We start from the raw sequence: 22,813 nt of genomic DNA, 5'->3' as shown, positions 1-22,813 counted from the left end.
CCCGGCCATCCACGTTCTTTCACGCAGTAACCAAAACGTGGATGCCCGGGACAAGCCCGGGCATGACGAATTTGTGGAGCGATTTTTCCCCGCTAACCAAGCGAGGCGAAGCAGCCCCCTCACTTCTGCGGCAGGTTCACCTTCACATGCAGCTCGCGGAGCTGCTTGGTGGTGGCGTCCGACGGTGCGCCCATCAGGAGGTCCATGGCCTGCTGGTTCATCGGGAACAGCGAGATCTCGCGCAGATTGGTGGTGCCACAGAGCAGCATCACGATGCGGTCGACGCCGGCGGCCATGCCGCCATGCGGCGGCGCGCCGTACTGGAAGGCGCGGTACATGCCGCCGAAGCGGTCGACCACTTCCTGCTCGCCGTAACCTGCGATCTCGAACGCCTTCACCATCGCTTCCGGCACGTGGTTGCGGATGCCGCCCGAGGCGATCTCGTAGCCGTTGCAGGTGATGTCGTACTGGAACGCCTTGATGGTCAGCGGGTCCTGGCCCTTCAGCGCGTCGAGGCCACCCTGCGGCATCGAGAACGGGTTGTGCGAGAAGTCGACCTTCTTGTCATCCTCGTTGTACTCGTACATCGGGAAGTCGACGATCCAGGCGAGCTCGAACCGCTCCTTGTCGGTGAGGTTCAATTCCTCGCCGACCTTGTTGCGGGCGAGCCCAGAGAACTTCCAGAACTTGTCGGGATCGCCGGCGACGAAGAAGGCGGCATCGCCGGCACTAAGGCCAAGCTGCTTCCGAACTAGCTCACTTCTCTCCTGTCCGATGTTGTTCGCAATCGGTCCCTTGCCGAGCGCGCGCATGCGATCCATCAGTTCGTAGGACACATCTTTTCCGTCGGCAGCCGTTGCATTCACGGTGTCCGTGTGGCGGTCGAAAATGATGTAGCCGAGGCCGGGCTGGCCCTCGCCCTGTGCCCAGGAATTCATCCGGTCACAAAACGCGCGCGAGCCTCCCTTAGGTGCCGGAATCGCCCAGACCTGATTCTTGGGATCTTCGAGCATGCGCGCAAAGACCTTGAAGCCGGAGCCGCGGAAGTGCTCGGAGACGTCCTGCATCTCGATCGGGTTGCGCAGGTCCGGCTTGTCGCTGCCGTATTTGCGCAGCGCCTCGGCGAACGGGATGCGGCGCCAGTTCTTGCTGACAGGCTTGCCCTTGGCGAATTCCTCGAACACGCCGGTGATGACGGGCTCCATCGCCGCGAATACGTCTTCCTGCGTGACGAAGCTCATCTCGACGTCGAGCTGGTAGAATTCGCCCGGCAGGCGGTCGGCGCGCGGGTCCTCGTCACGGAAACACGGCGCGATCTGGAAGTAGCGGTCGAAGCCCGACATCATCAGCAATTGCTTGTACTGCTGCGGCGCCTGCGGCAGCGCGTAGAACTTGCCGGGATGGATGCGCGAGGGCACCAGGAAGTCGCGCGCGCCTTCCGGCGAGGACGCGGTCAGGATCGGCGTGTTGAACTCGAAGAAGCCCTGCCCCTCCATGCGCCGGCGCATCGACTTGATGATCTCGACGCGCGTCATGATGTTCTGGTGCAGCTTTTCGCGGCGCAGGTCGAGGAAGCGGTACTTCAGGCGGATGTCTTCGGGATATTCCTGGTCGCCGAACACCGGCAGCGGCAGGTCGCCGGCCGGGCCCAACACCTCGATCTCGCTGACATAGATCTCGATCTTGCCGGTCGGCAGATCGTCGTTGTCGGTGCCTTCGGGGCGACGGCGCACCTTGCCGTCCATCTTGACCACGAATTCCGACCGCAGCTTTTCGGCCAGCGAGAACGCCGGCGAGTCCGGGTCGACCACGCACTGGGTCAGGCCGTAATGGTCGCGCAGGTCGATGAACAGCACGCCGCCATGGTCGCGAACGCGATGGACCCAGCCCGAGAGGCGGATCGTCTCGCCGATGTTGCTCTCGCGGAGCGCGCCGCATGTATGTGACCGGTAGCGATGCATGGTCGTCCCAAAATGATGTCTGAGGATCGAATCGGACGGCCCGTAACGGCCGGTCCGAAGTTGCGGCAGGGTTTACCCGACGAGGCCGGAGGCGGCAACCAAGGGAACGGGCTGTTTTGGGCTCCAAAGGCCCATTTTTGGCCGATTGGGCCTCAAGCCTTTGCCATCAGGCGTTCCCCGCCTATCTTTACCTCCATGACCGTCCATTTCCCCTTCCAGAACTCCTATTCGGCGCTGCCGGACAGCTTCTTTGCCCGGGTCGCGCCGACCCCTGTGGCGGCCCCCCGGTTGATCAAGCTGAACCGGCCGCTTGCGGTCCAGCTCGGCCTCGATCCCGATCTCTTGGAGACCCCTGAGGGCGCCGAAATCCTGGCCGGCAAGACGGTTCCATCAGGCGCCGACCCCATCGCCATGGCCTATGCCGGCCACCAGTTCGGGCATTTCGTGCCCCAGCTCGGCGACGGCCGGGCGATCCTGCTCGGCGAGGTCATCGACAAGGACGGCGTCCGCCGCGACATCCAGCTCAAGGGCTCGGGTCCAACCCCGTTCTCGCGCCGCGGCGACGGCCGGGCCGCGCTCGGGCCGGTCTTGCGTGAATACATCGTTAGCGAAGCCATGTACGCGCTTGGCATCCCGACCACGCGTTCGCTTGCCGCCGTCGTCACCGGCGAGCACGTCATCCGCGAGACCGCGCTGCCCGGCGCGGTGCTGACGCGCATCGCCTCGAGCCATATCCGCGTCGGCACCTTCCAGTTCTTCGCCGTCCGCCGCGACACCGACGCGATCCGCCGGCTCGCTGATCACGTCATCGCCCGTCATTATCCCGAACTGCTCGACGCCGAGCGGCCGTATCACGCGCTGCTCGCCGGCGTCGTCGCACGCCAGGCTGAGCTCGTCGCACGCTGGCTGCTGGTCGGCTTCATCCACGGCGTGATGAACACCGACAATTCTTCGATCTCGGGCGAGACCATCGACTACGGCCCCTGCGCCTTCATGGATGCCTACAATCCCGCGCAGGTCTTCTCGTCGATCGACGAGATGGGCCGCTACGCCTACGCCAACCAGCCGCGCATCGCGCTGTGGAATCTGACGCGCCTGGCCGAATGCCTGCTGCCGCTGTTCTCCGACGATCAGGAGAAGGCGGTCGCGGAAGCCCAGGACATTCTCGGCGCCTTCTCCGAGACGTTCAGCGCCGCCTATCAGGCGGGCTTGCGCAGAAAGGTCGGCCTGTTCACGGAACGCGACGGCGACGACGCCCTGATCCAGGACCTGCTCGACGCCATGGCGAAGAACCAGGCCGACTTCACCCTCACCTTCCGCAGGCTCGGCGATGCTGCGGGTGATGACGCCGCCGACGTCCGCGCGCAATTCATGGAGCCCGCAGCGTTCGACGAATGGGCCGGCCGCTGGCGCGCACGCATCGCGCTGGAGCCGCAGAGCGCAGCCGAGCGGCAAGTCGCCATGCACGCCGTCAACCCGATCTTCATCCCGCGCAACCATCGCGTCGAAGCCGTAATCCAGGCCGCCGTGAACGATGACAATTACGCGCCATTCGAGGAATTGGTGAAGGTGCTGGCCAAGCCGTATCAGGACCAGCCGGACTATGCCGCCTACGCCGATCCGCCGCTGCCGGACCAGCGGGTGTTGCAGACCTTCTGCGGGACATGAGGCAACGACCAGATGCCCGAGGCCAAGGTCGTGCAAATCACGGACTACCGATTTTCGAGCACTGACTGGCCCATCGTCAGCCTTGTCGTAGACGTCGCCACCCTTGCCGGTCGCTTTGGCTTCACCATTGATCGTTGGGAAGAAGACGGACTTGGTCCAGCCAGCGGGATGCTGTTGAGACTCGCTTCCGGACGCGTGGTGCTCGTGTCTGAACTGGAGCATGCGGTCAAACATCTCGGTGCAAAGGGACCCTCGATCCATGTCGAAGCGTCGCACCTTGCTCAGTACGGGGTTGCGCCGCTCGTCAACGAGGTGCTGGACGCTCTCGAATTGTCACGCGAAGCGACCGACTGGATTGCACCAGTTGAAGCTCAGGCCAGCGCCGCCGATCTGCTCAGCGAATGGGCCAAATATCCGGCATCGAAGCAGCCGGCTTGACCCTTGGGCTTATGACCGGCTGATCGTCGTCTCTATGTCAGAACGGAAGACCAGCGCCCGCCAACGCGCTCTGCGGATTTTCCGATCGTGGCAATATGCTACTGTTTTGCCCGACGCGTCAACATTTTTTCGTAAAATCCGCATTTTACGGCGAGCGCTCGCCAAGCCATTGATTTTGCAACCACCGGCTACTGTGCATGGGGTTGTTTTGCGACAGTTGCGCGGTTTACGGATCGAACCCCTCGCTTCCTGTGGAATTCGGCGGGTGGGGAACCGCTGTCATCATACTGAAACATACGCGCTCTAACGGCCTGTCAGGGCCGTCTTGCCGGAGGCGCCCATCCTCCAACGTCCTGACAAGCGCCATGCCCTTCAAGTTCATCCACATCACCGACACGCATCTCGCGAACCCCGGGTTGAAGCTCTACGGCCTCGATCCGCGTGCACGGCTGGATGCGGCGATCGCCGACATCAACGAGCACCAGTCGGATGCCGCCTTCGCGGTCGTGACCGGCGACCTCACCCATTGGGGTGAGCCTGAATCCTACGCCAATTTCGCCGAGGCGATGGCTGCGCTGAAAATCCCGCACATCGCCATGGTCGGCAATCACGACAAGCGCGTCGCCTGCCTCGACGGCCTGAAGGCCGCGCCGCGCGATCCCAACGGCTTCGTGCAGGGCACCCGCACCACCGAGCACGGTCTGTTCGTCTTCCTCGACACGCTGGATGAGACCAGCCACGCCGGCGAGATGTGCGCCAAGCGCTTCGACTGGCTGGCCAAGACGCTCGCCTCCGCGCCCGCCGACCAGCAGTTCGTCGTCTTCATGCACCATCCGCCCTTCCCGGTCGGCGTGCACGCGATGGACGAGATTGCGCTGGCCCAGAGCGCCGAATTCGCCGAGGTGATCGCGCCCTATCGCTCGCGCATCCGCCACCTCTTCTTCGGCCATGTGCACCGGCCGATCTTCGGCAGCTACGGCAAGATCCCGTTCTCGACACTCCGCGGCACCAACCACCAGGTCTGGTTCGAGCTTGACGCTGCCGCGGCCGACCATCTCGCCAGCCACGAGCCGCCGGCCTATGGCGTGGTGCTGATCGACGATCAGAACCTCGTCGTGCACAGCCACGACTTCCTCGATACCAGTCTGCGCTTTCCCTTCGAGCCCCCGGCCGGAGTGGACGGCCGCGACTATGCGCTCAACTTCCCGGCGCGATGACATGAGCCTCGCTGAACCCGCGGCTCTCCCGGTCGCGACTTCGGCGGCACCGCGCCTGCACGTCCTGAAGCGGTTCACCAGCCGCTTCAAAGCCTCGCTGCCTGCCTATCTGTTGCTGCTGCCCTCGCTGGTCTTCCTTGCGCTGTTCACCTATGGCGCGATGGGACGCGTCATCATCGACGCGCTGTATCAGCGCGCGACGCCCAAGGCGCCGGTCCGTTTCGTCGGCCTCGACAATATCGCCGCGGTGCTTGCCGACCCCGCCTTCACCGGCGCCGTCGTCAACAATCTCGTCTATGCCGTCGGCACCGCGATCCCGAGCATCGGCCTCGCGCTCTTGTTCGCGCTGGCGCTGTCGCGCACCAACGCGGTGAGCAGCGCGCTTCGCGCCGCACTGTTCCTGCCGGTGTTGATCCCGATGGTCGCGGCATCAGCGCTATTCCTGTTTATCTTCCTGCCCAATGTCGGCCTGCTCGACTACTACATCGGCCGCCTGCTTCCGGTGCTGCCGAACTGGCTCGGCGACTCCGACATCGCGCTTTATGCGATCATGATCATCACGATCTGGAAGAACGCCGGCTATTACATGCTGTTCTTCCTCGCCGGCCTCCAGTCCGTGCCCGAGGATGTCATGGAAGCCGCGCATCTCGACGGCGCAGGTCCGTATCGGAGGCTGCGCCACATCATCCTGCCGGAGCTGAAGCCCACCTTCCTGTTCGTCACGGTGATCGCCATCCTCAACGCGGTGACGCAGGTCGACCACGTCTTCGTCATGACCAAGGGCGGACCGTCCAACGCGACCAATCTCGTGCTGTTCTACATCTACCAGCAGGCGGTCGAGCATTACGACATCGGCAAGGCCTCGGCGGCAACGCTGCTGACGCTTGCAGCCTTGATGGGCCTCACCGCGCTCTCCTTCCGCACCATGGCGAACCGCGAGGGCGGCGCATGACGCTGATCGACTGGCTGCTCAAGGACGCCCCGCTCGCCACGCGCCGCGAGATCACGCCAAAGCTCGGCTTTTTGTTGACCGTGCTGCTCGCGATCATCTGGCTGATCCCATTCCTGTGGATGGGCGTTGCGACGCTGCGCCCGGCCTCGGACGGCATCAACACCATGGCCGAGCTGATGCCGAGCCTGAAGCCGACGCTGGACAATATCAGGGACGCCTGGGAGATCGGCGATTTCCCGCGCTACGCCCTCAACACCACGATCATCTGCGCCGGCATCCTGCTGGTGCAGCTCGTCACGATCACGCTGGCGGGCTTTGCCTTTGCGCGGCTCGACTTCGCCGGGAAGTCGCTGATCTTCTATCTCTTCCTCATGCAGCTGATGCTGGTGCCGGTGCTGCTGATCGTGCCGAACCTGACGATCGTGGCGCAACTCGGTCTCTACGACACGCTCACCGGCGTGATGATGCCGTTCTTCGCCTCGGCCTTCGGCACCTTCCTGATGCGTCAGGCTTTTGAAGCCATTCCGACCGAGCTGGAAGACGCAGCCCTGATCGACGGCGCCAGCCTGTTCCAGCGCATCCGCCACATCTACGTGCCGCTGTCGATGCCGAGCTTCTCCGCGTTCGCGATCATCTCGGTGACCAGCCACTGGAACGACTTCCTGTGGCCGCTGATGGTGATCAATTCGCCGGACAAGCGGCCGCTCACGGTCGGGCTCTCCGTGTTCACCGCGACGGCAGAAGGCACGCAGGCCTGGGGCACCATTGCCGCGGGCACGCTGATGGTGATCGCGCCGCTGCTCATCACCTTCCTGATCTTCCAGAAACGCTTCATCAGTTCTTTCGTCACCTCAGGCATCAAATAGGAGATTTTTCGATGCTGTTTTCCCGCAGGCTCATGCTCGGCCTCGCCATGGCAGGCTCCATGGCAGGCGCCCTCGCCTTCCCGGCGATGGCCGAAGGTCCGACCGAGATCGATCTGTTCTTCCCCGTTCCCGTCGACGGCAAGCTCGCCCGCGACATGGGCACCTTGATCAAGGAATTCAACGAGACCCACCCCGAGGTCAAGGCGACCGCGGTCTACACCGGCTCCTATGACGACACGCTGATCAAGACGCGTGCCGCGATCAAGGCCGGCAAGCCGCCGTCCGCGGTCATCATGTCCGCCAACTTCCTGCTCGACATGCAGATCGAGAACGAGCTCACCAATCTCGATTCCCTGATCGCCGCCGACGGCACCACCAAGGAAAAGTTTTTGGGCCAGTTCTTCCCGGCACTGCAGGGCAACGCGGTGATCAACCGCTCGGTCTACGGCGTGCCGTTCCACAATTCGACGCCGCTGCTCTACATCAACGCGGACAAGGCCAAGGAAGCCGGCCTCGACCCGAGCAAGCCGCCGCAGACCTGGGCCGAGCTCACCGACTGGGCCAAGAAGCTGACCAAGCGCGAGGGCGACAAGGTGACCCAATGGGGCATCGCGATCCCCTGCGCCTACGACTATTGCGGCTGGATGATGGAAACGCTCACCATGACCAATGGCGGGCGCTACTACAACGAGGAGTTCGGCGGCGAAGTCTATTACGACACGCCCTCGATGCTGGGCGCGCTGACCTGGTGGAATGACCTCGTCTCCAAACACAAGGTGCATCCGCCCGGCGCAACGCCTGGTCCTGCCGTCAGCACCTCCTTCATCTCCGGCAACGCCGCGATGATGATGCTCTCGACGGGCTCGCTCACCTACGTGCGCGACAACGCAAAATTCAACTACAAGGTCGCCTTCATCCCGCGCAACGTCCGCAACGCCGTGCCGATCGGCGGCGCCTCGCTGATCATTCCGGCTGGCCTGGAGGCCGACAAGCAGAAGGCTGCCTGGACGCTGATCAAGTGGATGACCTCGCCCGAGAAGAGTGCCTGGTGGAGCCGCGCCACCGGCTATTTCGCGCCCAACATGGCCGCCTACAAGACGCCCGACATGGTCGACTTCCTCAACAAGAACCCGGACGCCAAGACCGCCGTCGAGCAGCTCGACGTCGCCAAGCCGTGGTTTGCGACCTACAAGACCGTGCCGGTCCGCAAGAACCTCGAGGACGAAGTCATGCTGGTCCTCAACGGCAAGAAGCAGCCGAAGGAGGCCCTGGTCGCCGCGCAAAAGGCTGCCGACGAGACGCTGAAGCCGTACAATGCGGAGACGTCGCTGAAGCTGCCGTAAGGGCGGCTCATCGCGCGAACAAAACTTCGGCACTCCGTCATGCGGGGCGCCGAAGACGTTTTTGGACGCCCCGATCAGTGCCGACGGGATGGTAGGTCAGGCCCCCGGGCCACCTCACCTCTGCACGCTGGAGGTGTGCGATCGATCATGTCATGCTCGCATGATGAACACCGACGTCTGGGACCAGATTTACACCGTCAACAAATACTACGACGGGCCAGAACTCGGCGTTGCAGATTATCTGGGAAAGCCGCACATCTACGAACGACAGTTCGACAGCGGGAGAGACGACTACTCGTTGCACTTCCTGCTGAGCCCCATTGATCCGGATTTGCTCTCATTGGTGCTGGAGTCGTGGGAGATCTGGCTGCGGTGGGACAGTGCATATCGCCAAGGGCGGACGCCCCACAAAACCCACCCCGCGCTGCCCGAGGACCGTCAACGCCAGGACGAACTCGACAGACTGATCGGCGATCGCCTCAAAGTTGATCCCAAGCACGGCTTCCGCAAATGGGCGCGGTTCAAACCCGGGAAAGTTCAATGGGTCGACGCGCCGCCAGAGCCCCTCCCTGGGCCGACCGAAATCCGCCCCTAGCAGCCCCACCCGTTAACCCCCCGTCCACCATCCGGCGTGCCCCTCCGCCGGTAACCACGACGATTAACAGACCCTCAATGCACCCCAGACAAGTTTAGCAATGTTTCTAAGGGGTTTTGCCGTGGATCTGTTGGTTATCGAGTTCCTGGGACTGGCGCTGGTCGCCATGTGCGTGGTCGTGGTGGCGCTGCCCTGCGCGCGAAAACCCTCACAGCGGGTCCGGTACGAGTAGGATTTTCGTCGGAAAAATGCGATTCCAGCCCAAATGCAAGGCTCGAATTCGCTTAGAGCCCCTTGACATCACAGCGCTTTCGGCAGAACGGCTGATGGACTTGTCATGGGCCGTTCATGGATTTGATTACCACCACCGCTGACCTTGCGGCTGCCTGCAGCCGGCTGGCCAAGCACCCCGTCATAACCGTCGATACCGAGTTCCTGCGCGAAACCACCTACTACCCGCTGCTGTGCGTGGTGCAGATGGCCAGCCCCGAGGAAGCGATCGTCGTCGATGCCCTCGCCGTGGGCATCGACCTCAAGCCGTTCTTCGAGCTGATGGGCAACGAGGGCGTGCTGAAGGTGTTCCACGCCGCCCGCCAGGACATCGAGATCATCTGGCACCAGGCGGGCATCATCCCGCATCCCGTGTTCGACACCCAGGTCGCGGCCATGGTGCTCGGCTATGGCGACAGCATCGCCTACGACCAGCTGGTCGAGAAGGTCACGGGCCACCGCCCGGACAAGACCCACCGCTTCACCGACTGGTCGCGCCGCCCGCTGACCAAGGAGCAGATGCATTACGCGGTGTCCGACGTCACCCATCTGCGCGACGTGTTCGCAGCGCTCGACGCCGACCTCAAGAAGCGCCGCCGCAGCGAATGGGTCTCGATCGAGATGGAGGTCCTGACCTCCCCCAAGACCTACGATTTCCACCCCGAACGCGCCTGGGAGCGCTTGAAGACGCGGGTGCGCAAGCCGAAGGACCTCGCGGTGCTCATGGAGGTTGCCGCCTGGCGCGAGCAGGAGGCGCAGAGCCGTGACGTGCCGCGCGGCCGCGTGCTGCGGGACGAGGCCATCAGCGACATCGCCACACACGCGCCGAACACGCTGGAAAAGCTCGCCCATCTGCGCTCGGTGCCGAAGGGGTTCGAGAAGTCCAAATGGGGCGCGGACATCGTCGCCGCCGTCGAGCGCGGACTGGCACGGGATCACGCCACGCTGCCGAAGCTGGAGAAGCCGCGCAACAATTCCAACGGCGCGGCCATCGTCGAGCTGTTGAAGGTGCTGCTGCGGATGACCGCGGAGCGCCATGCGGTGGCCAGCAAGGTGATCGCGACGGTCGACGATCTCGAGGAGATCGCCGCCGACGACGAGGCCGACGTGCCGGCGCTACGCGGCTGGCGCCGCGAGCTGTTCGGCGATGCCGCCCTGAAGCTCAAGCGCGGCGAGCTGGCCCTGGCAATCGAGAAAGGCCGCGTGATCGGAGTTCAGCGGACTTAGGCCCGCGATCCCTCCCCACGTCGTCCCGGCGCAGGCCGGGACCCATAACCACAGGGAGTGGTTTGGCGGAGACTGGGTGTTATTTGTTCGTCGGTACCACGACTATCCGACCTCGATAGATCACGCGTATGGGTCCCGGCCTGCGCCGGGACGACACCGAGGACGCGGCGAACATGTCCACCTCGAATGATCGACCCTACGCCGGCGTCAGCTTCGCCACTTCGCCCTTCATGTCGTTCAGCACGCCCGTGATCGCCGCGACCAGCTCGTCGATCTGGCTCTTGGTGACAATCAACGGCGGACAGATGGCGATGGCATCGAGCATGTTGCGGGAGATCACGCCGCGCTCCTGGAGCATGCGGCTGGCCATGCCGCCGACGGCGCCGGGCGTCGCCGCGGCCGTCTTGCGTTGCTTGTCGAGCACGAGCTCGAGCGCCGCGATCATGCCGACGCCGCGGACCTCGCCGACCAGCGGATGGCTGGAGAGCTCGCGCAGCTTGCCCTGCATGTAGGCACCGAGCTCGGCGGCATGTGCGACCAGGCCGCGCTCCTCGATGATCTTCAGGTTTTCCAGCGCAATGGCCGAGCCGACGGGATGGCCGCCCGCGGTGAAACCGTGGCCGAGCACGCCGATCTTGTTGCTCTCGTCCGCGATCGGCTCGAACATGCGATCGTTCATGATGATTGCCGAGAACGGGAAATAGCTCGACGTGATCTGCTTGGAGACCACGAGCACATCAGGCTTGATGCCGTAGGTCTCGCAGCCGAACATCTTGCCGGTGCGGCCGAAGCCGCAGATCACCTCGTCGGCGACCAGCAGGATGTCGTACTTGTTCAGGACCGCCTGGATCTTGTCCCAATAGGTCGCCGGCGGCACGATGACGCCGCCCGCCCCCATTACCGGCTCGCCGAAGAAGGCTGCGATCGTATCCGGCCCCTCCTTCTGGATCAGCGCGTCGAGCTCCTCGGCCCGCCGCGTCGCGAACGCCTCCTCGCTCTCGCCGGGCGCGCCGTCCTTGTAGAAGTGCGGCGAGCCCGTGTGCAGGATATTCGGCAGCGGCAGGTCGAACGAGCGATGGTTGTTCGGAAGGCCCGTGAGGCTGGCCGACGCAATGGTGACGCCGTGATAGGCGCGCATGCGGCTGATCACCTTCTTGCGCTGGGGCTGGCCGAGCGCATTGGAGCGATAGGCGATCAGCTTCAAAACGGTATCGTTGGCTTCCGAGCCGGAATTGGTGAAGAACACCTTGCCCATCGGCACCGGCGCGAGCGCGACCAGCTTCTCGGCGAGGTCGATCGAGGGGCCGTGCGATTTCGCGGAGAACGTGTGATAGAAGGGCAGCGCCTGCATCTGCTTGTGTGCCGCCTCGACCAGGCGCTTCTCGTTGAAGCCGAGCCCGACGCTCCACAGGCCCGCCATCGCCTCGAAATAGCGCTTGCCCGACGCGTCGAACACGTAAGGACCCTCGCCGCGCTCGATCACCAGCGGACCGGCCTGCTGATGGGTGCGCGCATTGGTGTAGGGATGGAGCTGGTAGGCCACATCGCGGGCTTCTTGCGAATTGGGCAGCATGGACATTTGCAGGGATCCTTAAGTCATCACGTCGCAGGCACAGCCAGCGTCATCACTTGATGATCAAGTCACTTGGCTATTGCGATAAGGCAGAACTTGCAACGCCAATTCGTCGGCAGCAAGCGCTCAGCAGCGTTGCACAAAGCCACCCACGGAACGGCTCTCAGGCCGCACTGTCGTCATCGCCATCGTCGTCGTCGGCGGCGGCGGCTGCAGCTTCCCGCACCTCCACCAGCGCCATCGACAGCAGATAGACCGTCGTGGGCAAACCGACGCGGCGCGCCGCCTCGGCGGCACGCGACAGGTCGCTTGCCAGCTCCTTGAGCTCGTCTCCCCGTGACAATGTCCCACCCCATCCATCCGCCGATCGCGGCCGCCTACACCGCGACGGCGCCGCTGGTTCTGATCAGTTCGGCGCTGGACTGGATTGTAGCAAAATTACCGAGGACATTCACTACCGCATGCTTGTAGGCGGCGACATCGCCCGTGCCCGGTTGCCGGCAGGCCACGGCGTCGGCTACCACCCGATAACGATGGCTGCGGTGAAACCCGTCGACGGCAGTGGCAAGGATGGTCTCGTCCAGGGAGAAGCCGATCAGCACGCAGCGCACATTGCGGATGCTGGACATGTAGTCCACAAATCGTGCCGAGCTGTAGGCCGATGGCAGCGGGTGCTCGAACGTCATCTCACCGGGCCTCGGCTTCGCCTCCGCGATCCAATCGGTCAGCCTGGATGCCGGATTGAACCAGGCCGCCTGGGCGATGCGCTTCAGGTGCATCACCGGCCAGAGATTATCGCGCCACAGCGTCAGGAGTTCCAGGCAACGCGCGGTGGAGGCCTCGCCGTCGAGGATGACGTGGCGACGCCCGGGGGTCAGATATTCGACCTGGAGATCGGCACAGACCAGGATCGGCAGATCATCGGTGATGGAAGCCAGCATTGTCTTGCGCGGAGCTGCACCAGTTTCAGCGATCGGCCAGGGCGAGGTCCCGTAACGGCGACGTCACCGCCCGCCCCGCCGAGGCGTCGAGCACGCCCGGCCGGTCCCAATCGCCCTCGGGTCGGATGATCACATAGGGATCGCTGTCCAGCGTGATGGCGTCCGGGCCAGGCTCGATCTCCAGCAGCATCTCCGTATAGGAGAAATCCGAGAAGGTGATCTTGCGATTGTGGCCGAGCGGCTTGGCGCCGAAATGGGCCCAGAAATCGACCAGCCGGTCCTGCGCCTGGCCGTAGATCTTGCGAAATCCCTTGCGCTTCACATAGTCGACGCTCGCCTGGACCAGCTTGAACGAGACGCGCGAGCGCCGGTATTGGTGCCGCACCGCGAGCCGCTCCACCTTGGCGAAATCGCCGAAGAAGCGCACCCGCAGGCAGCCCGCAGGCTCGTTGCCGACATAGCCGATGAAATGCGCGGCCACCATGTCGTTGCCGTCGAACTCCTCCTCGAACGGACAGTCCTGCTCGGCGAGATAGACCGCCGAGCGGATCGCGGTGACCAGCATGAGATCGCTGAGATCACGCGCGAGGTGGATGGTGATGGCACGGGATTCGGGCTTCGCCTGAGGGATTCTAGTACCGTGCATCTGCAAAACTCCTTGCTTGGATGATCGCGCCCGGCATGCGCATCGGCTGCCGATGCCAGGGACGCTCGTAGCACCACAGATCTGGTTGGAAGCTCGGAACGGGCGCGAAGCCGGTCGCTCTCATGATGTCGCGTCCGGCCACGGTTGACGGCTGCGCATAGCAATCCGCGTTGCGAAATCTTGGCTGCCGCAGATGAGCTGCAGCATTGCCGAGACCGGCGATGCCGCGGCCCGTCGCCGCGATCGCCCAGATGTAGATGGCAGCAACGTCTTCCCTCGCGGAGGCAAGATAGCGCGTCTCGGGCGCGGTGAGGCAGATCTCGTCGAGCAGCAGTGCATCGTGCCCGCGGTCACTCAGAAACAGGAAAGCCATGCCGCCGAGCAGCCTGCCCTTCCGGCTGAAAGTCAGGATGCTCTGCGGATCGAAAGTGAAGTATTGTGCAAGCTCCGCCGTCCCGATCTGCACGCCGGGCACCAGCCGGCGCGCCATCTCGGAAAGTGCCGCAATTTCGGAAAATTGGGCACAGCGGACATCCACGTCCGGACTGAGCGGCAGCGCATCGAAATCATGCCTTGCGGCAAACGAGCCCCTTTCCATACTCAGATCGCCCCTCTATCGTTCGCGGCTTTCGTGCCCCGCTATCATGACCTTAGCGGTTGGGGATCAGGAGTATGCAGCAAGTATTGCACCGGGGTGCTGCGATGATGCAGCACCGTGAAGAAGCCCTGGACGCGTCCTGGGACGATTTGAAGCTGTTTTTAGCTTGCGCAAAATATAAAAGTTTCCGCAACGCCGCCGAAGAACTCGGGCTCACGTCCACGACGCTGATGCGCCGCATCGACCGGCTCGAAGACAGCATCGGCTGCAAGCTGTTTCTGCGCGACCAGAGCGGGCTCACGCTCAGCGACGAAGGCGCCGCGATGATTGCCGACGTCGCACATATGGAGCGTCACGCCTTCAACGTCTTCCGGCGCGCCTCGCGCTCGTCGAACGACACGTCAGGCACCGTGCGCGTCGCAGTGACGGAAGGCCCCGGCAATTTCTGGATCCTGCCGCGGCTGATCGATTTCCAGAAGACCTATCGCAAGATCACCGTCGATCTGCGCTGCGCAATGGAGCAGGCCGACGTCGCGCGGCTCGAGTCCGATATCGCGATCCAGCTCGAGCCGCCGACCAACCCCGATCTGATCGTCGCCAAGCTCGGCCGGCTGCACATCTACCCCTTCGTCTCCAAGGAGTACGAAAGCCTCTACGGCCTGCCGGCAACGCTCGCCGAATTGAAGAACCACCGCATCATCAAGCAGAGCGCTCCGCAGGTCGACGACGGCGCCTACGCCCGCGTGCTCGGGCTGAAATCGCTCGAGGGCATCGTCGGAATCAAGACCAACTCCTCGGTCGGCGTGCTCTATGCGGTTGAGCGCGGTGCCGGCATCGGCTTCCTGCCGACGGTGTCGATCGCGCTCGGCGCGCAGCTCATTGCCGTCGATCTCGGCGTCAGTCACCGCGCCGATCTATGGCTCACCTATCACAAGGAGTTTCGCGACTCCGAGCGCCACAAGATCGTGGTCGACTGGCTGAAGAAGATCTTCGATCCCAGGACCTATCCCTGCTTCCGCGACGAGTTCATCCACCCGAATGCGCTGGTGCCGATGATGACGGCCATGCGCGAAGGCTTTGGATTGACAGGCTATGTCGCGACGACGCCGACATAGCCACGGGCGCGCTGCGCCCTACCACCGATATTCGAAGCCGACCGTGCCCTGGTGCGAGGTGAGCTCGTTGCGGAACTTGCCGTCGTAATTGATGTACAGCCGCGCCGTGTTGGTCAGGCTGAGCGAGGCCGAGGCGCCGGCATCCATGCCGTAGCGGCTCTCGCCGATGCCGGGCACGACGATGCTCTCGGTCCCCAGGCTGACCTGGACCGAACCGAGGTTCTGATAGAAATTGTCGACGAACTTGCCGTAGGCCGAGAGATCCAGAATCTTCTGGTCGAAGATGAAGTAGCGCCCGACCTCGGCCCCGATCATGACACGCGCGCGCGAGAGCGCTGTCGAGCCGACATTGAGCGGATCGAGGCCGCCGGCCTCCTGGAATGCCACGCTGGTGGCGCGGACATATTCGAGCGCCCCCTTGGGCACGACGCGCATCTGATCCTTGGTCCAGTAGTAGCTGATCTCGGTCAGTGCGCCGTCGACCGCGGCGCGATAGCCGGCGGTGGCAAGGCCAACGCCGGTGTCCCGGCTGGAACGGACCTTGCCGAAACCGTGCACCACCGCGAACGCCCAGGTCCACGGGCCTTGGTCGACGGAGCCGTTGAACCCGACCTGGGTCAAGTCGAGCGTTGCCGACTGAAGCGCGAGCGGCACATCGATATCGGTGTGGCTCTGATCGACGGAGAAACCGAGATTGACACCCGGCGCGAGCCGCGCGCCGAAACCGGCGACGCCGCCAATCGTCTTGCGCTTGTCTCCGACGAAATCGCCCTGCGCATCGGTGCGCACCGAAATGCCATAGCCCTCGAACCAGGTGCGGTAACGAGGATCGTCCGTGCTTGCGGACGCACCGCCGCCGCCGGGATTGGTCCGGAACGCCCGGTTGAAGCCACCCGACGCCTGGTTGCCGAGCCGCTCCAGAAAGCCCGAGCCGAGATCGAGCGCGCTGTTGCCGGCCGACTGGTCGTAACTGGTCGAGCTGGGCGTCGGGACCGGTGGCGTTGGCGGCGTGGGCGTCGGGGACGCAGCCGGCGTCGGAATCTGCGCGTAGCCGGGCGTCGCCGCCGACACCGGAACGATGAGCGCAAGCGCAAGCACCATCACGATCGCTGCCGCGCTCCGGCGGACGCGGTTCAGCCTGATCGTCTGCCGTGTCCCTGAGGGCTGCGATGTGCAGCACATGACGACAAATCCCGCAGCAAATGACGGCGCGCAAAAATGCAACACGAGCGGCGCACGCATGCCGCGATTTGCGCCGAACTGTTACGGAGGGTCAACCGGCTGGCGCCTCCAGACAAGGGTGATTGCTCCCGATTGTGGTTCCGCGGCCACAGGTCGGATATTCCAGACGGACACTTCGGGTCGGGTCTTGAAATTCGCGTGCGGCTTGCTAACGCGCGATTTTCGTGTTGCAATATCGGACACAATCGGAATTGGCCGCTCGACTGTGCGTTTCGCGACATTGAGACTCAAGACTCGAACAGACTTCCGGAAGCCCGTTTGTGGCGTGGCACGCGAAAAGCGGCCGCGTCTTTTTTCTATCTAGCGGAGGAGACTAGCGATGCCGCAAAAGGGCACCGTCAAATGGTTCAACCCGACCAAGGGCTATGGGTTCATCAAGCCGAACGGCAGCGACAAGGACGTGTTCGTCCACATCTCCGCCGTCGAGCGCGCCGGACTCTCCACCCTCAATGAGAACCAGGTGGTTGAATATGACCTCGTGGAGAACCGCGGAAAATCATCCGCGGAGAACCTCAAGGTCTCCTGACTTCTCTCGCGCCTGACAAGCGAGAGATCATGACGTTGCCCCCGGCTCTGCCGGGGGATTTCGTTTGGGACGACGAAACGCGACGGCGCGTCAGCGCACCAGCGGCGAAACCAGAAAATTCTCCGACGGACCGCTTCCCTCCGTCCTGCAGACGTCGCCCTCGATCTTGACCTTGCCGGTCGAAAGCAGCCGCAGCGCCTCGGGATAGATGCGGTGCTCGACTTCGAGGATGCGCTCCGACAGCGTATCCGCCGTGTCGTTGTCGCTGACGGGAACGGCGCCCTGCATCACGATCGGGCCGGCATCGGTCTCGGGGATCACGAAGTGCACCGTCGCGCCAGACAGTTTGACGCCGGCGCGCAAGGCCTGGCCATGCGGGTCGAGGCCGGGGAACGACGGCAGCAGCGAGGGATGGATGTTGAGCATCCGCCCGTACCAGGCTTTTGTGAACTCGGCCGTGAACAGGCGCATGAAGCCACCGAGGCAAATCAGCTCGATGCCGTGCTGATCGAGGGCTGCCTGAAGCACCTTCTCGAAACCGGCGCGGTCCTTGCCGAACGGCTTGCTCTCGATCACCAGCGTGTTCACGCCGCCCGCCTTGGCCCGTTCGAGCCCGAGCGCATCGGCCTTGTTCGAGATCACGAGCGAGATCTCCGCCGGAAAATCCGCGGCCGCGGCGGCCTTGATCAGCGCGGCCATGTTGGAACCGCGACCCGAGATCAGGATGGCGACGCGGCGTTTCATCACAGCGCCAGATCGAGGTGGCCGTTATAGACGACGCGGTGCTCGCCCTCGGCCGGGATCACGCTGCCGAGCTGCGCCACGGTCTCGCCGGCGTCGGTGAAGACCTCGATCACCTTGTCGACCTTGTCCGGCTCGACGATCGCGATCATGCCGATGCCGCAGTTGAAGGTGCGCAGCATTTCGAGCTCGGCGATGCCGGCCTGCGCGGCCAGCCATTTGAACACCGGCAGCACCGGCAGGCGCGCCAGATCGATGCCGACGCCAAGGTTCTGTGGCAGCACGCGCGGAATGTTGTCGGTGAAGCCGCCGCCCGTAATGTGGGCGAGCCCCTTCACCGCGCCGGTCTCGCGGATCGCCCGCAGGCAGGATTTGACGTAGAGCTTGGTCGGCGTCAGTAGCGCGCCGCCGAGCGTCATGACCGGCGCGAACGGCGCCTGCGCCTCGAAACCGAGGCCGGACTGTTCCACGATCTTGCGCACCAGCGAGAAGCCGTTGGAGTGCACGCCCGACGAGGCGAGGCCGATCACGGCGTCGCCCGCGGCGATGTCCTTGCGCGGCAACAGCGTACCGCGCTCGGCGGCGCCGACGGCAAAGCCGCCGAGGTCGTAGTCGCCGTCCTTGTAGAGGCCGGGCATTTCGGCGGTCTCGCCGCCAATCAAAGCGCAGCCGGACTCGCGGCAGCCTTCGGCGACACCGGCGACGATCGAGGCGGTCGCCTCCGGATCGAGCTTGCCGCAGGCGAAATAGTCGAGGAAGAACAGCGGCTCGGCGCCCTGCACCACCAGGTCGTTGACGCTCATGGCGACAAGATCGATGCCGATCCCGCCATGCAGCCCGGTCTCGATCGCGATCTTGACCTTGGTTCCGACGCCGTCGGTGGCGGCGACCAGGACGGGGTCCTTGAAGCCGGCCGCCTTGAGGTCGAACAGGCCGCCGAAGCCGCCGATCTCGGCGTCGGCGCCGGGCCGTGCGGTGGCGCGCACCATCGGCTTGATCAGATCGACCAGGCGGTTGCCCGCATCGATATCGACGCCTGAATCGGCGTAAGTGAGGCCGTTTTTGCGGTCGGTCATGCCCGATTTCCAGTGGGTTTGCGGCTGGTTACGTCGAATTCCGGGGACGCGCAATGGCTCGCATGGCGCTCGGCGCCATACTATGTAGATATCAACGGGTTCAGCCTTTCAAACGGGCCGGATTCGAGGTCAGGCCGGGTGCCGGGAAGCGCCGCGTGAGTATTCCGAACATCATTACCCTGGGCCGCATCATGCTGGTCCCGATCATCGTCTGGGCCATCGTGTCGAGCCAAATGGAGGTGGCGTTCGCCGTCTTCCTGATTGCCGGCATCAGCGACGCCGTCGACGGCTTCCTGGCCAAGCGCTTCAACATGACGAGCGAGCTCGGCGCCCTGCTCGATCCGCTCGCCGACAAGGCGCTGCTGGTCTCGATCTACCTCGCGCTCGGCGTCTGGGGCGACATCCCGCGCTGGATCGTGATCCTGGTGGTGTCGCGCGACATCATGATCGTCACTGCGGTGATCGTGTCCTGGCTGTTCGACAAGCCGGTCGCGATGAAACCGTCGAAAGTATCCAAGCTAAACACAGCGGCTCAGGTCGCCTACGCGGCTCTGGTGCTCGCGTCCCTTGCCTTCGGCTTCAAGCCAGCGCCCTATGATATGATCCTGATGGGCCTCGTGACGGTCTTCACGCTCTCCTCGGTGTCGCTCTACCTCGTCGAGTGGCTGCGGCACATGAGCACGATCGAGGCCAAATGAGCGCCAACCAGGCGCAACCGTGAGCGCGGAACGGCCCTGCAATCGGCCAAGTCGCGCTCGATGAAGTCGAATCTTCAGCGAAGCCGGCCGTCCGGCATGGAGCAAACCAAGCGTGGCAGGCCGCGTTCACCCCCGGCAATTGGCGTTCTCGCTTCCGCATGCGGAGAGCCTCAGCCGGGACAATTTCCTCGAAGGCCCTGCCAATGCGGCGGGCCTCGCCTTGATCGACGGCTGGCCAGAATGGCCGAACCGGATCATGTGGCTGGCCGGCCCCGAAGGCAGCGGCAAGAGCCATCTCGCCGCGATCTGGGCCGAGGAGGCCGGCGCCCGCTCGACCACGGCCAATGCGCTGACCGCCGCAGGTGTTCCGGGTGCGCTCGCCACCGGTGCGCTGGTGGTCGAGGATCTCAAGGCGAAGGATTTTGACGAGCGCGCCCTCTTCCATTTGATGAACCTTGCCCGCGAGGACGAAGCCTATGTGCTGTTCACCGGACGCGAGGTGCCGGCAGCGCTCGACATCGAGCTGAGCGACCTGCGCTCGCGATTACGCGCCGTGCCTGTCGTCGCGCTGCTGCCCCCCGACGATCAGCTGTTCCGTGGCCTGATCGTCAAATTCTGCGCCGACCGCCAGCTGACCGTCGACGAGAACGTGGTCAGCTATCTCGCCACCCGCCTGGAGCGATCCTCGGCCGCCGCCCGCCAGGCCGTGGAATTGCTCGACAGCGAGGCCCTGCGGCTCGGCCGCCCGGTCACCCGGGCGCTGGCAGCCGAGCTGCTCCGGGATGCCTGACCCTTCCCCCAACATCGCTTGACGGCGCGGAACGGCGGAACATCAATGTCATCGAAACGTCATCGCACTAACACATGCTCCGGCCGGTTTTGCGCGTAAGTCGCAAATTGGGGCGAACTGGATGGACCGACTTCTCATGGACTCCGCGCAAGTTGTTGAAACAAAAGAAAAACCTACGGAACCAGAGGGATTGCCGGCGATCGCCTCGAGCCCCGAGCGCTTCATCAACCGCGAACTCTCCTGGCTGCATTTTAACCGCCGCGTCCTGGAGGAATCAGTCAATCCCAACCACCCCGTGCTGGAGCGGGTGCGATTCCTGTCGATTTCGGCGAATAACCTCGACGAGTTCTTCATGGTCCGCGTCGCCGGCATCAAGGCCCAGGTGCGCGAGGGCATTGCCGAACGCAGCCCCGACGGCCTGACGCCGTCCGAGCAGCTCGCGCTGATCAACCGCACCGTCTCCCAGCTTGCGTCCGACCAGCAGGCGATCTGGCGCGACCTGCGCGCCACGCTGGCCGATGTCGGCATCGTGCTGGTCGACGGCAAGGAGGTCACCAAGGCGGAACGGACCTGGATCGAGGAATACTTCCTCAACAACGTGTTCCCGCTGCTGACACCGCTCGCGATCGACCCGGCCCACCCCTTCCCGTTCATTCCGAGCCTCGGCTTCACCATCGCGCTCCAGCTCACGCGCGCCGCCGACGGCAAGCAGATGAACGCGCTGATCCGCATGCCCGGCAAGATCGACCGCTTCATCCGCCTGCCGGCCGACGGTACGGTGCGGCTGATCACGCTGGAGCAGGCCACCGCCCTGTTCATCAACCGCCTGTTCCCCGGCTACAATCTGCATGGTCAGGGCGCCTTCCGCATCCTCCGCGACTCCGAGCTCGAAATCGAGGAAGAGGCCGAGGACCTCGTCCGACTGTTCGAGACCGCGCTGAAGCGCCGCCGCCGCGGATCGGTAATCCGCCTCGAGATCGACGCCAAGATGCCGGAGCAGCTGCGCAACTTCGTGCAGCATGCCCTCTCCGCCGCCGACGACGAGGTATTCCTGGTCGACGGCGTGCTCGCCATGAACGAGCTCTCGCAGCTCACCCGCCTCGACCGGCCCGACCTCGAATTCACCCCTTACGTGCCCCGCCATCCCGAGCGCGTGCGCGAGCATGGCGGCGACATCTTTGCCGCGATCCGGCAGAAGGACCTCGTCGTCCATCACCCCTACGAATCCTTCGACGTGGTGGTGCAGTTCCTGCAGCAGGCAACGCGCGACCCCGACGTCGTCGCGATCAAGCAGACGCTCTACCGTACCTCCAACAACTCGCCGATCGTGCGCGCGCTCGCGGAAGCCGCCGAAGCGGGCAAGTCCGTCACCGCGCTGATCGAGCTCAAGGCGCGCTTCGATGAGGAGGCCAATATCCGCTGGGCGCGCGACCTCGAACGCGCCGGCGTGCAAGTCGTCTACGGCTTTCTCGAGCTGAAGACGCACGCAAAACTCTCGATGGTGGTACGCCGCGAAGGCGGCAGCCTCACGACCTACGTCCATACCGGCACCGGTAATTATCACCCGGTGACGGCGCGCATCTACACGGACCTCTCCTACTTCACCTCGGATCCGACCATCGGCCGCGACGCCGCGCGCGTCTTCAACTTCATCACCGGTTATGCCGCGCCGAGCGATCTGGAGAAGATGGCGGTGTCGCCGCTCACCTTGCGCAAGCGCATCATCGAGCACATCCAGGGCGAGACCGCACATGCCCGCCACGGCCGCGCCGGCGCGGTCTGGATGAAAATGAACGCGCTGGTCGACCCCGACATCATCGACGCACTGTATGAGGCCTCACAGGCCGGCGTCCAGGTCGAGCTCGTGGTGCGCGGCATCTGCTGCCTCCGGCCCGGCATTCCCGGCCTGTCGGAGAACATTCGCGTCAAATCGATCATCGGACGCTTCCTGGAACACGGCCGAATCTACTGCTTCGGCATGGGCCAGGGCCTGCCGAGCGCAAAAGCGGCTGTGTATATCTCCTCGGCCGACATGATGCCGCGCAACCTCGACCGCCGTGTCGAGGTGCTGTGTCCGCTGCAAAATCCCACGGTGCATCAGCAGGTTCTCGAACAGATCATGGTCGCGAATCTCAAGGACAACGAGCAGAGCTGGCAATTGTTGCCGGACGGGTCCTCAACGCGTATGAAGGCCGCGAAGGGCGAGGAGCCTTTCAACGTCCACAACTACTTCATGACAAATCCGAGTCTGTCTGGCCGTGGAAAGTCGCTCAAGGAATCCTCGCCGCGCCGTCTCACGCGCCGGAACGAACGCCATCAATCCTGATCGG

The 22,813-nt window shown here is 64.1% G+C and carries 22 protein-coding genes; 13 read left to right on the top strand and 9 right to left on the bottom strand.

All coding sequences use genetic code 11. The features are described 5' to 3' along the window. Nucleotides 1-119 precede the first annotated feature (119 nt). On the bottom strand, nucleotides 120-1,961 hold the full coding sequence (gene aspS / locus AC1RUR_RS32235) for an aspartate--tRNA ligase (protein ID WP_492851578.1): 1,842 nt from the start codon (nucleotides 1,959-1,961) through the stop codon (nucleotides 120-122). A 195-nt stretch (nucleotides 1,962-2,156) separates the two neighbouring features. On the opposite strand from aspS, the gene AC1RUR_RS32230 reads away from it, so the two are divergent. From AC1RUR_RS32230 to rnd, 8 genes are all read left to right on the top strand, one after another. Beyond that, on the top strand, nucleotides 2,157-3,629 hold the full coding sequence (locus AC1RUR_RS32230; protein ID WP_492851576.1) for a protein adenylyltransferase SelO: 1,473 nt from the start codon (nucleotides 2,157-2,159) through the stop codon (nucleotides 3,627-3,629). 12 nt (nucleotides 3,630-3,641) lie between these two features. Continuing rightward, the gene (locus AC1RUR_RS32225) at nucleotides 3,642-4,067 is read left to right on the top strand and encodes a hypothetical protein (RefSeq protein WP_492851574.1); all 426 of its coding nucleotides are present in this window, start codon (nucleotides 3,642-3,644) and stop codon (nucleotides 4,065-4,067) included. A gap of 365 nt (nucleotides 4,068-4,432) precedes the next feature. Next, a complete protein-coding gene (locus AC1RUR_RS32220; RefSeq protein ID WP_492851572.1) occupies nucleotides 4,433-5,284 on the top strand; it encodes a phosphodiesterase in 852 nt (283 codons plus the stop codon). A gap of 1 nt (nucleotide 5,285) precedes the next feature. Further along, entirely contained in the window at nucleotides 5,286-6,236 is a 951-nt protein-coding gene (locus AC1RUR_RS32215; protein ID WP_492851570.1) for a carbohydrate ABC transporter permease, read from the top strand. Next, complete coding sequence (locus AC1RUR_RS32210) at nucleotides 6,233-7,102, top strand: carbohydrate ABC transporter permease (protein ID WP_492851569.1); 870 nt, start codon at nucleotides 6,233-6,235, stop codon at nucleotides 7,100-7,102. Before AC1RUR_RS32215 ends, AC1RUR_RS32210 begins: the two co-directional genes overlap by 4 nt. Before the next feature lie 11 nt (nucleotides 7,103-7,113). Continuing rightward, entirely contained in the window at nucleotides 7,114-8,445 is a 1,332-nt protein-coding gene (locus AC1RUR_RS32205; protein WP_492851567.1) for an ABC transporter substrate-binding protein, read from the top strand. Between the two features lie 160 nt (nucleotides 8,446-8,605). After that, nucleotides 8,606-9,040 carry a hypothetical protein gene (locus AC1RUR_RS32200; RefSeq protein WP_492851566.1) on the top strand — a complete coding sequence of 145 codons (435 nt, stop codon included), beginning with the start codon at nucleotides 8,606-8,608 and terminating at the stop codon, nucleotides 9,038-9,040. A gap of 348 nt (nucleotides 9,041-9,388) precedes the next feature. After that, a complete protein-coding gene (gene rnd, locus AC1RUR_RS32195) occupies nucleotides 9,389-10,537 on the top strand; it encodes a ribonuclease D (protein ID WP_492851564.1) in 1,149 nt (382 codons plus the stop codon). Between the two features lie 196 nt (nucleotides 10,538-10,733). On the opposite strand, the gene AC1RUR_RS32190 is transcribed toward rnd, so the two are convergent. The 5 genes from AC1RUR_RS32190 to AC1RUR_RS32170 all read right to left on the bottom strand — a co-directional run bounded on the left by AC1RUR_RS32190 (nucleotide 10,734) and on the right by AC1RUR_RS32170 (nucleotide 14,295). Next, nucleotides 10,734-12,116, bottom strand: coding sequence for an aspartate aminotransferase family protein (locus AC1RUR_RS32190; RefSeq protein WP_492851562.1), 1,383 nt, complete (start codon nucleotides 12,114-12,116; stop codon nucleotides 10,734-10,736). Nucleotides 12,117-12,273: 157 nt separating this feature from the next. Continuing rightward, nucleotides 12,274-12,453, bottom strand: coding sequence for a hypothetical protein (locus tag AC1RUR_RS32185; RefSeq protein WP_492851560.1), 180 nt, complete (start codon nucleotides 12,451-12,453; stop codon nucleotides 12,274-12,276). A gap of 34 nt (nucleotides 12,454-12,487) precedes the next feature. Further along, complete coding sequence (locus AC1RUR_RS32180) at nucleotides 12,488-13,051, bottom strand: isochorismatase family protein (protein ID WP_492851558.1); 564 nt, start codon at nucleotides 13,049-13,051, stop codon at nucleotides 12,488-12,490. 25 nt (nucleotides 13,052-13,076) lie between these two features. After that, the gene (locus tag AC1RUR_RS32175) at nucleotides 13,077-13,697 is read right to left on the bottom strand and encodes a GNAT family N-acetyltransferase (protein WP_492851556.1); all 621 of its coding nucleotides are present in this window, start codon (nucleotides 13,695-13,697) and stop codon (nucleotides 13,077-13,079) included. After that, nucleotides 13,684-14,295, bottom strand: a complete 612-nt coding sequence (locus tag AC1RUR_RS32170; RefSeq protein ID WP_492851554.1) for a hypothetical protein — start codon at nucleotides 14,293-14,295, stop codon at nucleotides 13,684-13,686. The genes AC1RUR_RS32175 and AC1RUR_RS32170 overlap by 14 nt, the downstream gene beginning before the upstream one ends. 74 nt (nucleotides 14,296-14,369) lie before the next feature. On the opposite strand from AC1RUR_RS32170, the gene AC1RUR_RS32165 reads away from it, so the two are divergent. Further along, nucleotides 14,370-15,410: a LysR family transcriptional regulator gene (locus AC1RUR_RS32165; protein ID WP_492851552.1), complete on the top strand. Its 1,041-nt coding sequence runs from the start codon at nucleotides 14,370-14,372 to the stop codon at nucleotides 15,408-15,410. An 18-nt stretch (nucleotides 15,411-15,428) separates the two neighbouring features. On the opposite strand, the gene AC1RUR_RS32160 is transcribed toward AC1RUR_RS32165, so the two are convergent. Further along, on the bottom strand, nucleotides 15,429-16,592 hold the full coding sequence (locus AC1RUR_RS32160; protein ID WP_492851550.1) for an autotransporter outer membrane beta-barrel domain-containing protein: 1,164 nt from the start codon (nucleotides 16,590-16,592) through the stop codon (nucleotides 15,429-15,431). A gap of 379 nt (nucleotides 16,593-16,971) precedes the next feature. On the opposite strand from AC1RUR_RS32160, the gene AC1RUR_RS32155 reads away from it, so the two are divergent. Beyond that, nucleotides 16,972-17,178 (top strand): cold-shock protein, encoded by a 207-nt coding sequence (locus tag AC1RUR_RS32155; RefSeq protein ID WP_008129967.1) that lies wholly within the window; start codon nucleotides 16,972-16,974, stop codon nucleotides 17,176-17,178. Nucleotides 17,179-17,268: 90 nt separating this feature from the next. Here the strand turns inward: AC1RUR_RS32155 and purN are convergent, their stop codons facing one another. Together purN and purM are read right to left on the bottom strand one after the other, a co-directional pair. Next, a complete protein-coding gene (gene purN, locus AC1RUR_RS32150; protein WP_492851548.1) occupies nucleotides 17,269-17,922 on the bottom strand; it encodes a phosphoribosylglycinamide formyltransferase in 654 nt (217 codons plus the stop codon). Beyond that, nucleotides 17,922-18,995, bottom strand: coding sequence for a phosphoribosylformylglycinamidine cyclo-ligase (gene purM, locus AC1RUR_RS32145; RefSeq protein WP_492851546.1), 1,074 nt, complete (start codon nucleotides 18,993-18,995; stop codon nucleotides 17,922-17,924). The genes purN and purM overlap by 1 nt, the downstream gene beginning before the upstream one ends. Nucleotides 18,996-19,150: 155 nt before the next feature. Here purM and AC1RUR_RS32140 point away from each other — a divergent pair, with 155 nt between their 5' ends. The 3 genes from AC1RUR_RS32140 to AC1RUR_RS32130 all read left to right on the top strand — a co-directional run bounded on the left by AC1RUR_RS32140 (nucleotide 19,151) and on the right by AC1RUR_RS32130 (nucleotide 22,809). Then, nucleotides 19,151-19,693 carry a CDP-alcohol phosphatidyltransferase family protein gene (locus AC1RUR_RS32140; RefSeq protein ID WP_492851544.1) on the top strand — a complete coding sequence of 181 codons (543 nt, stop codon included), beginning with the start codon at nucleotides 19,151-19,153 and terminating at the stop codon, nucleotides 19,691-19,693. A gap of 112 nt (nucleotides 19,694-19,805) precedes the next feature. Then, a complete protein-coding gene (locus tag AC1RUR_RS32135) occupies nucleotides 19,806-20,483 on the top strand; it encodes a P-loop NTPase family protein (RefSeq protein WP_492851542.1) in 678 nt (225 codons plus the stop codon). Nucleotides 20,484-20,619: 136 nt separating this feature from the next. Continuing rightward, on the top strand, nucleotides 20,620-22,809 hold the full coding sequence (locus AC1RUR_RS32130) for an RNA degradosome polyphosphate kinase (protein ID WP_492851668.1): 2,190 nt from the start codon (nucleotides 20,620-20,622) through the stop codon (nucleotides 22,807-22,809). The last annotated feature ends 4 nt before the right edge of the window (nucleotides 22,810-22,813 follow it).

Source organism: Bradyrhizobium sp. GW821-FHT12B03, assembly GCF_058807535.1.
Note: the sequence above shows the minus strand (reverse complement) of the source record. Positions and strands in the feature narration are given on the sequence as shown.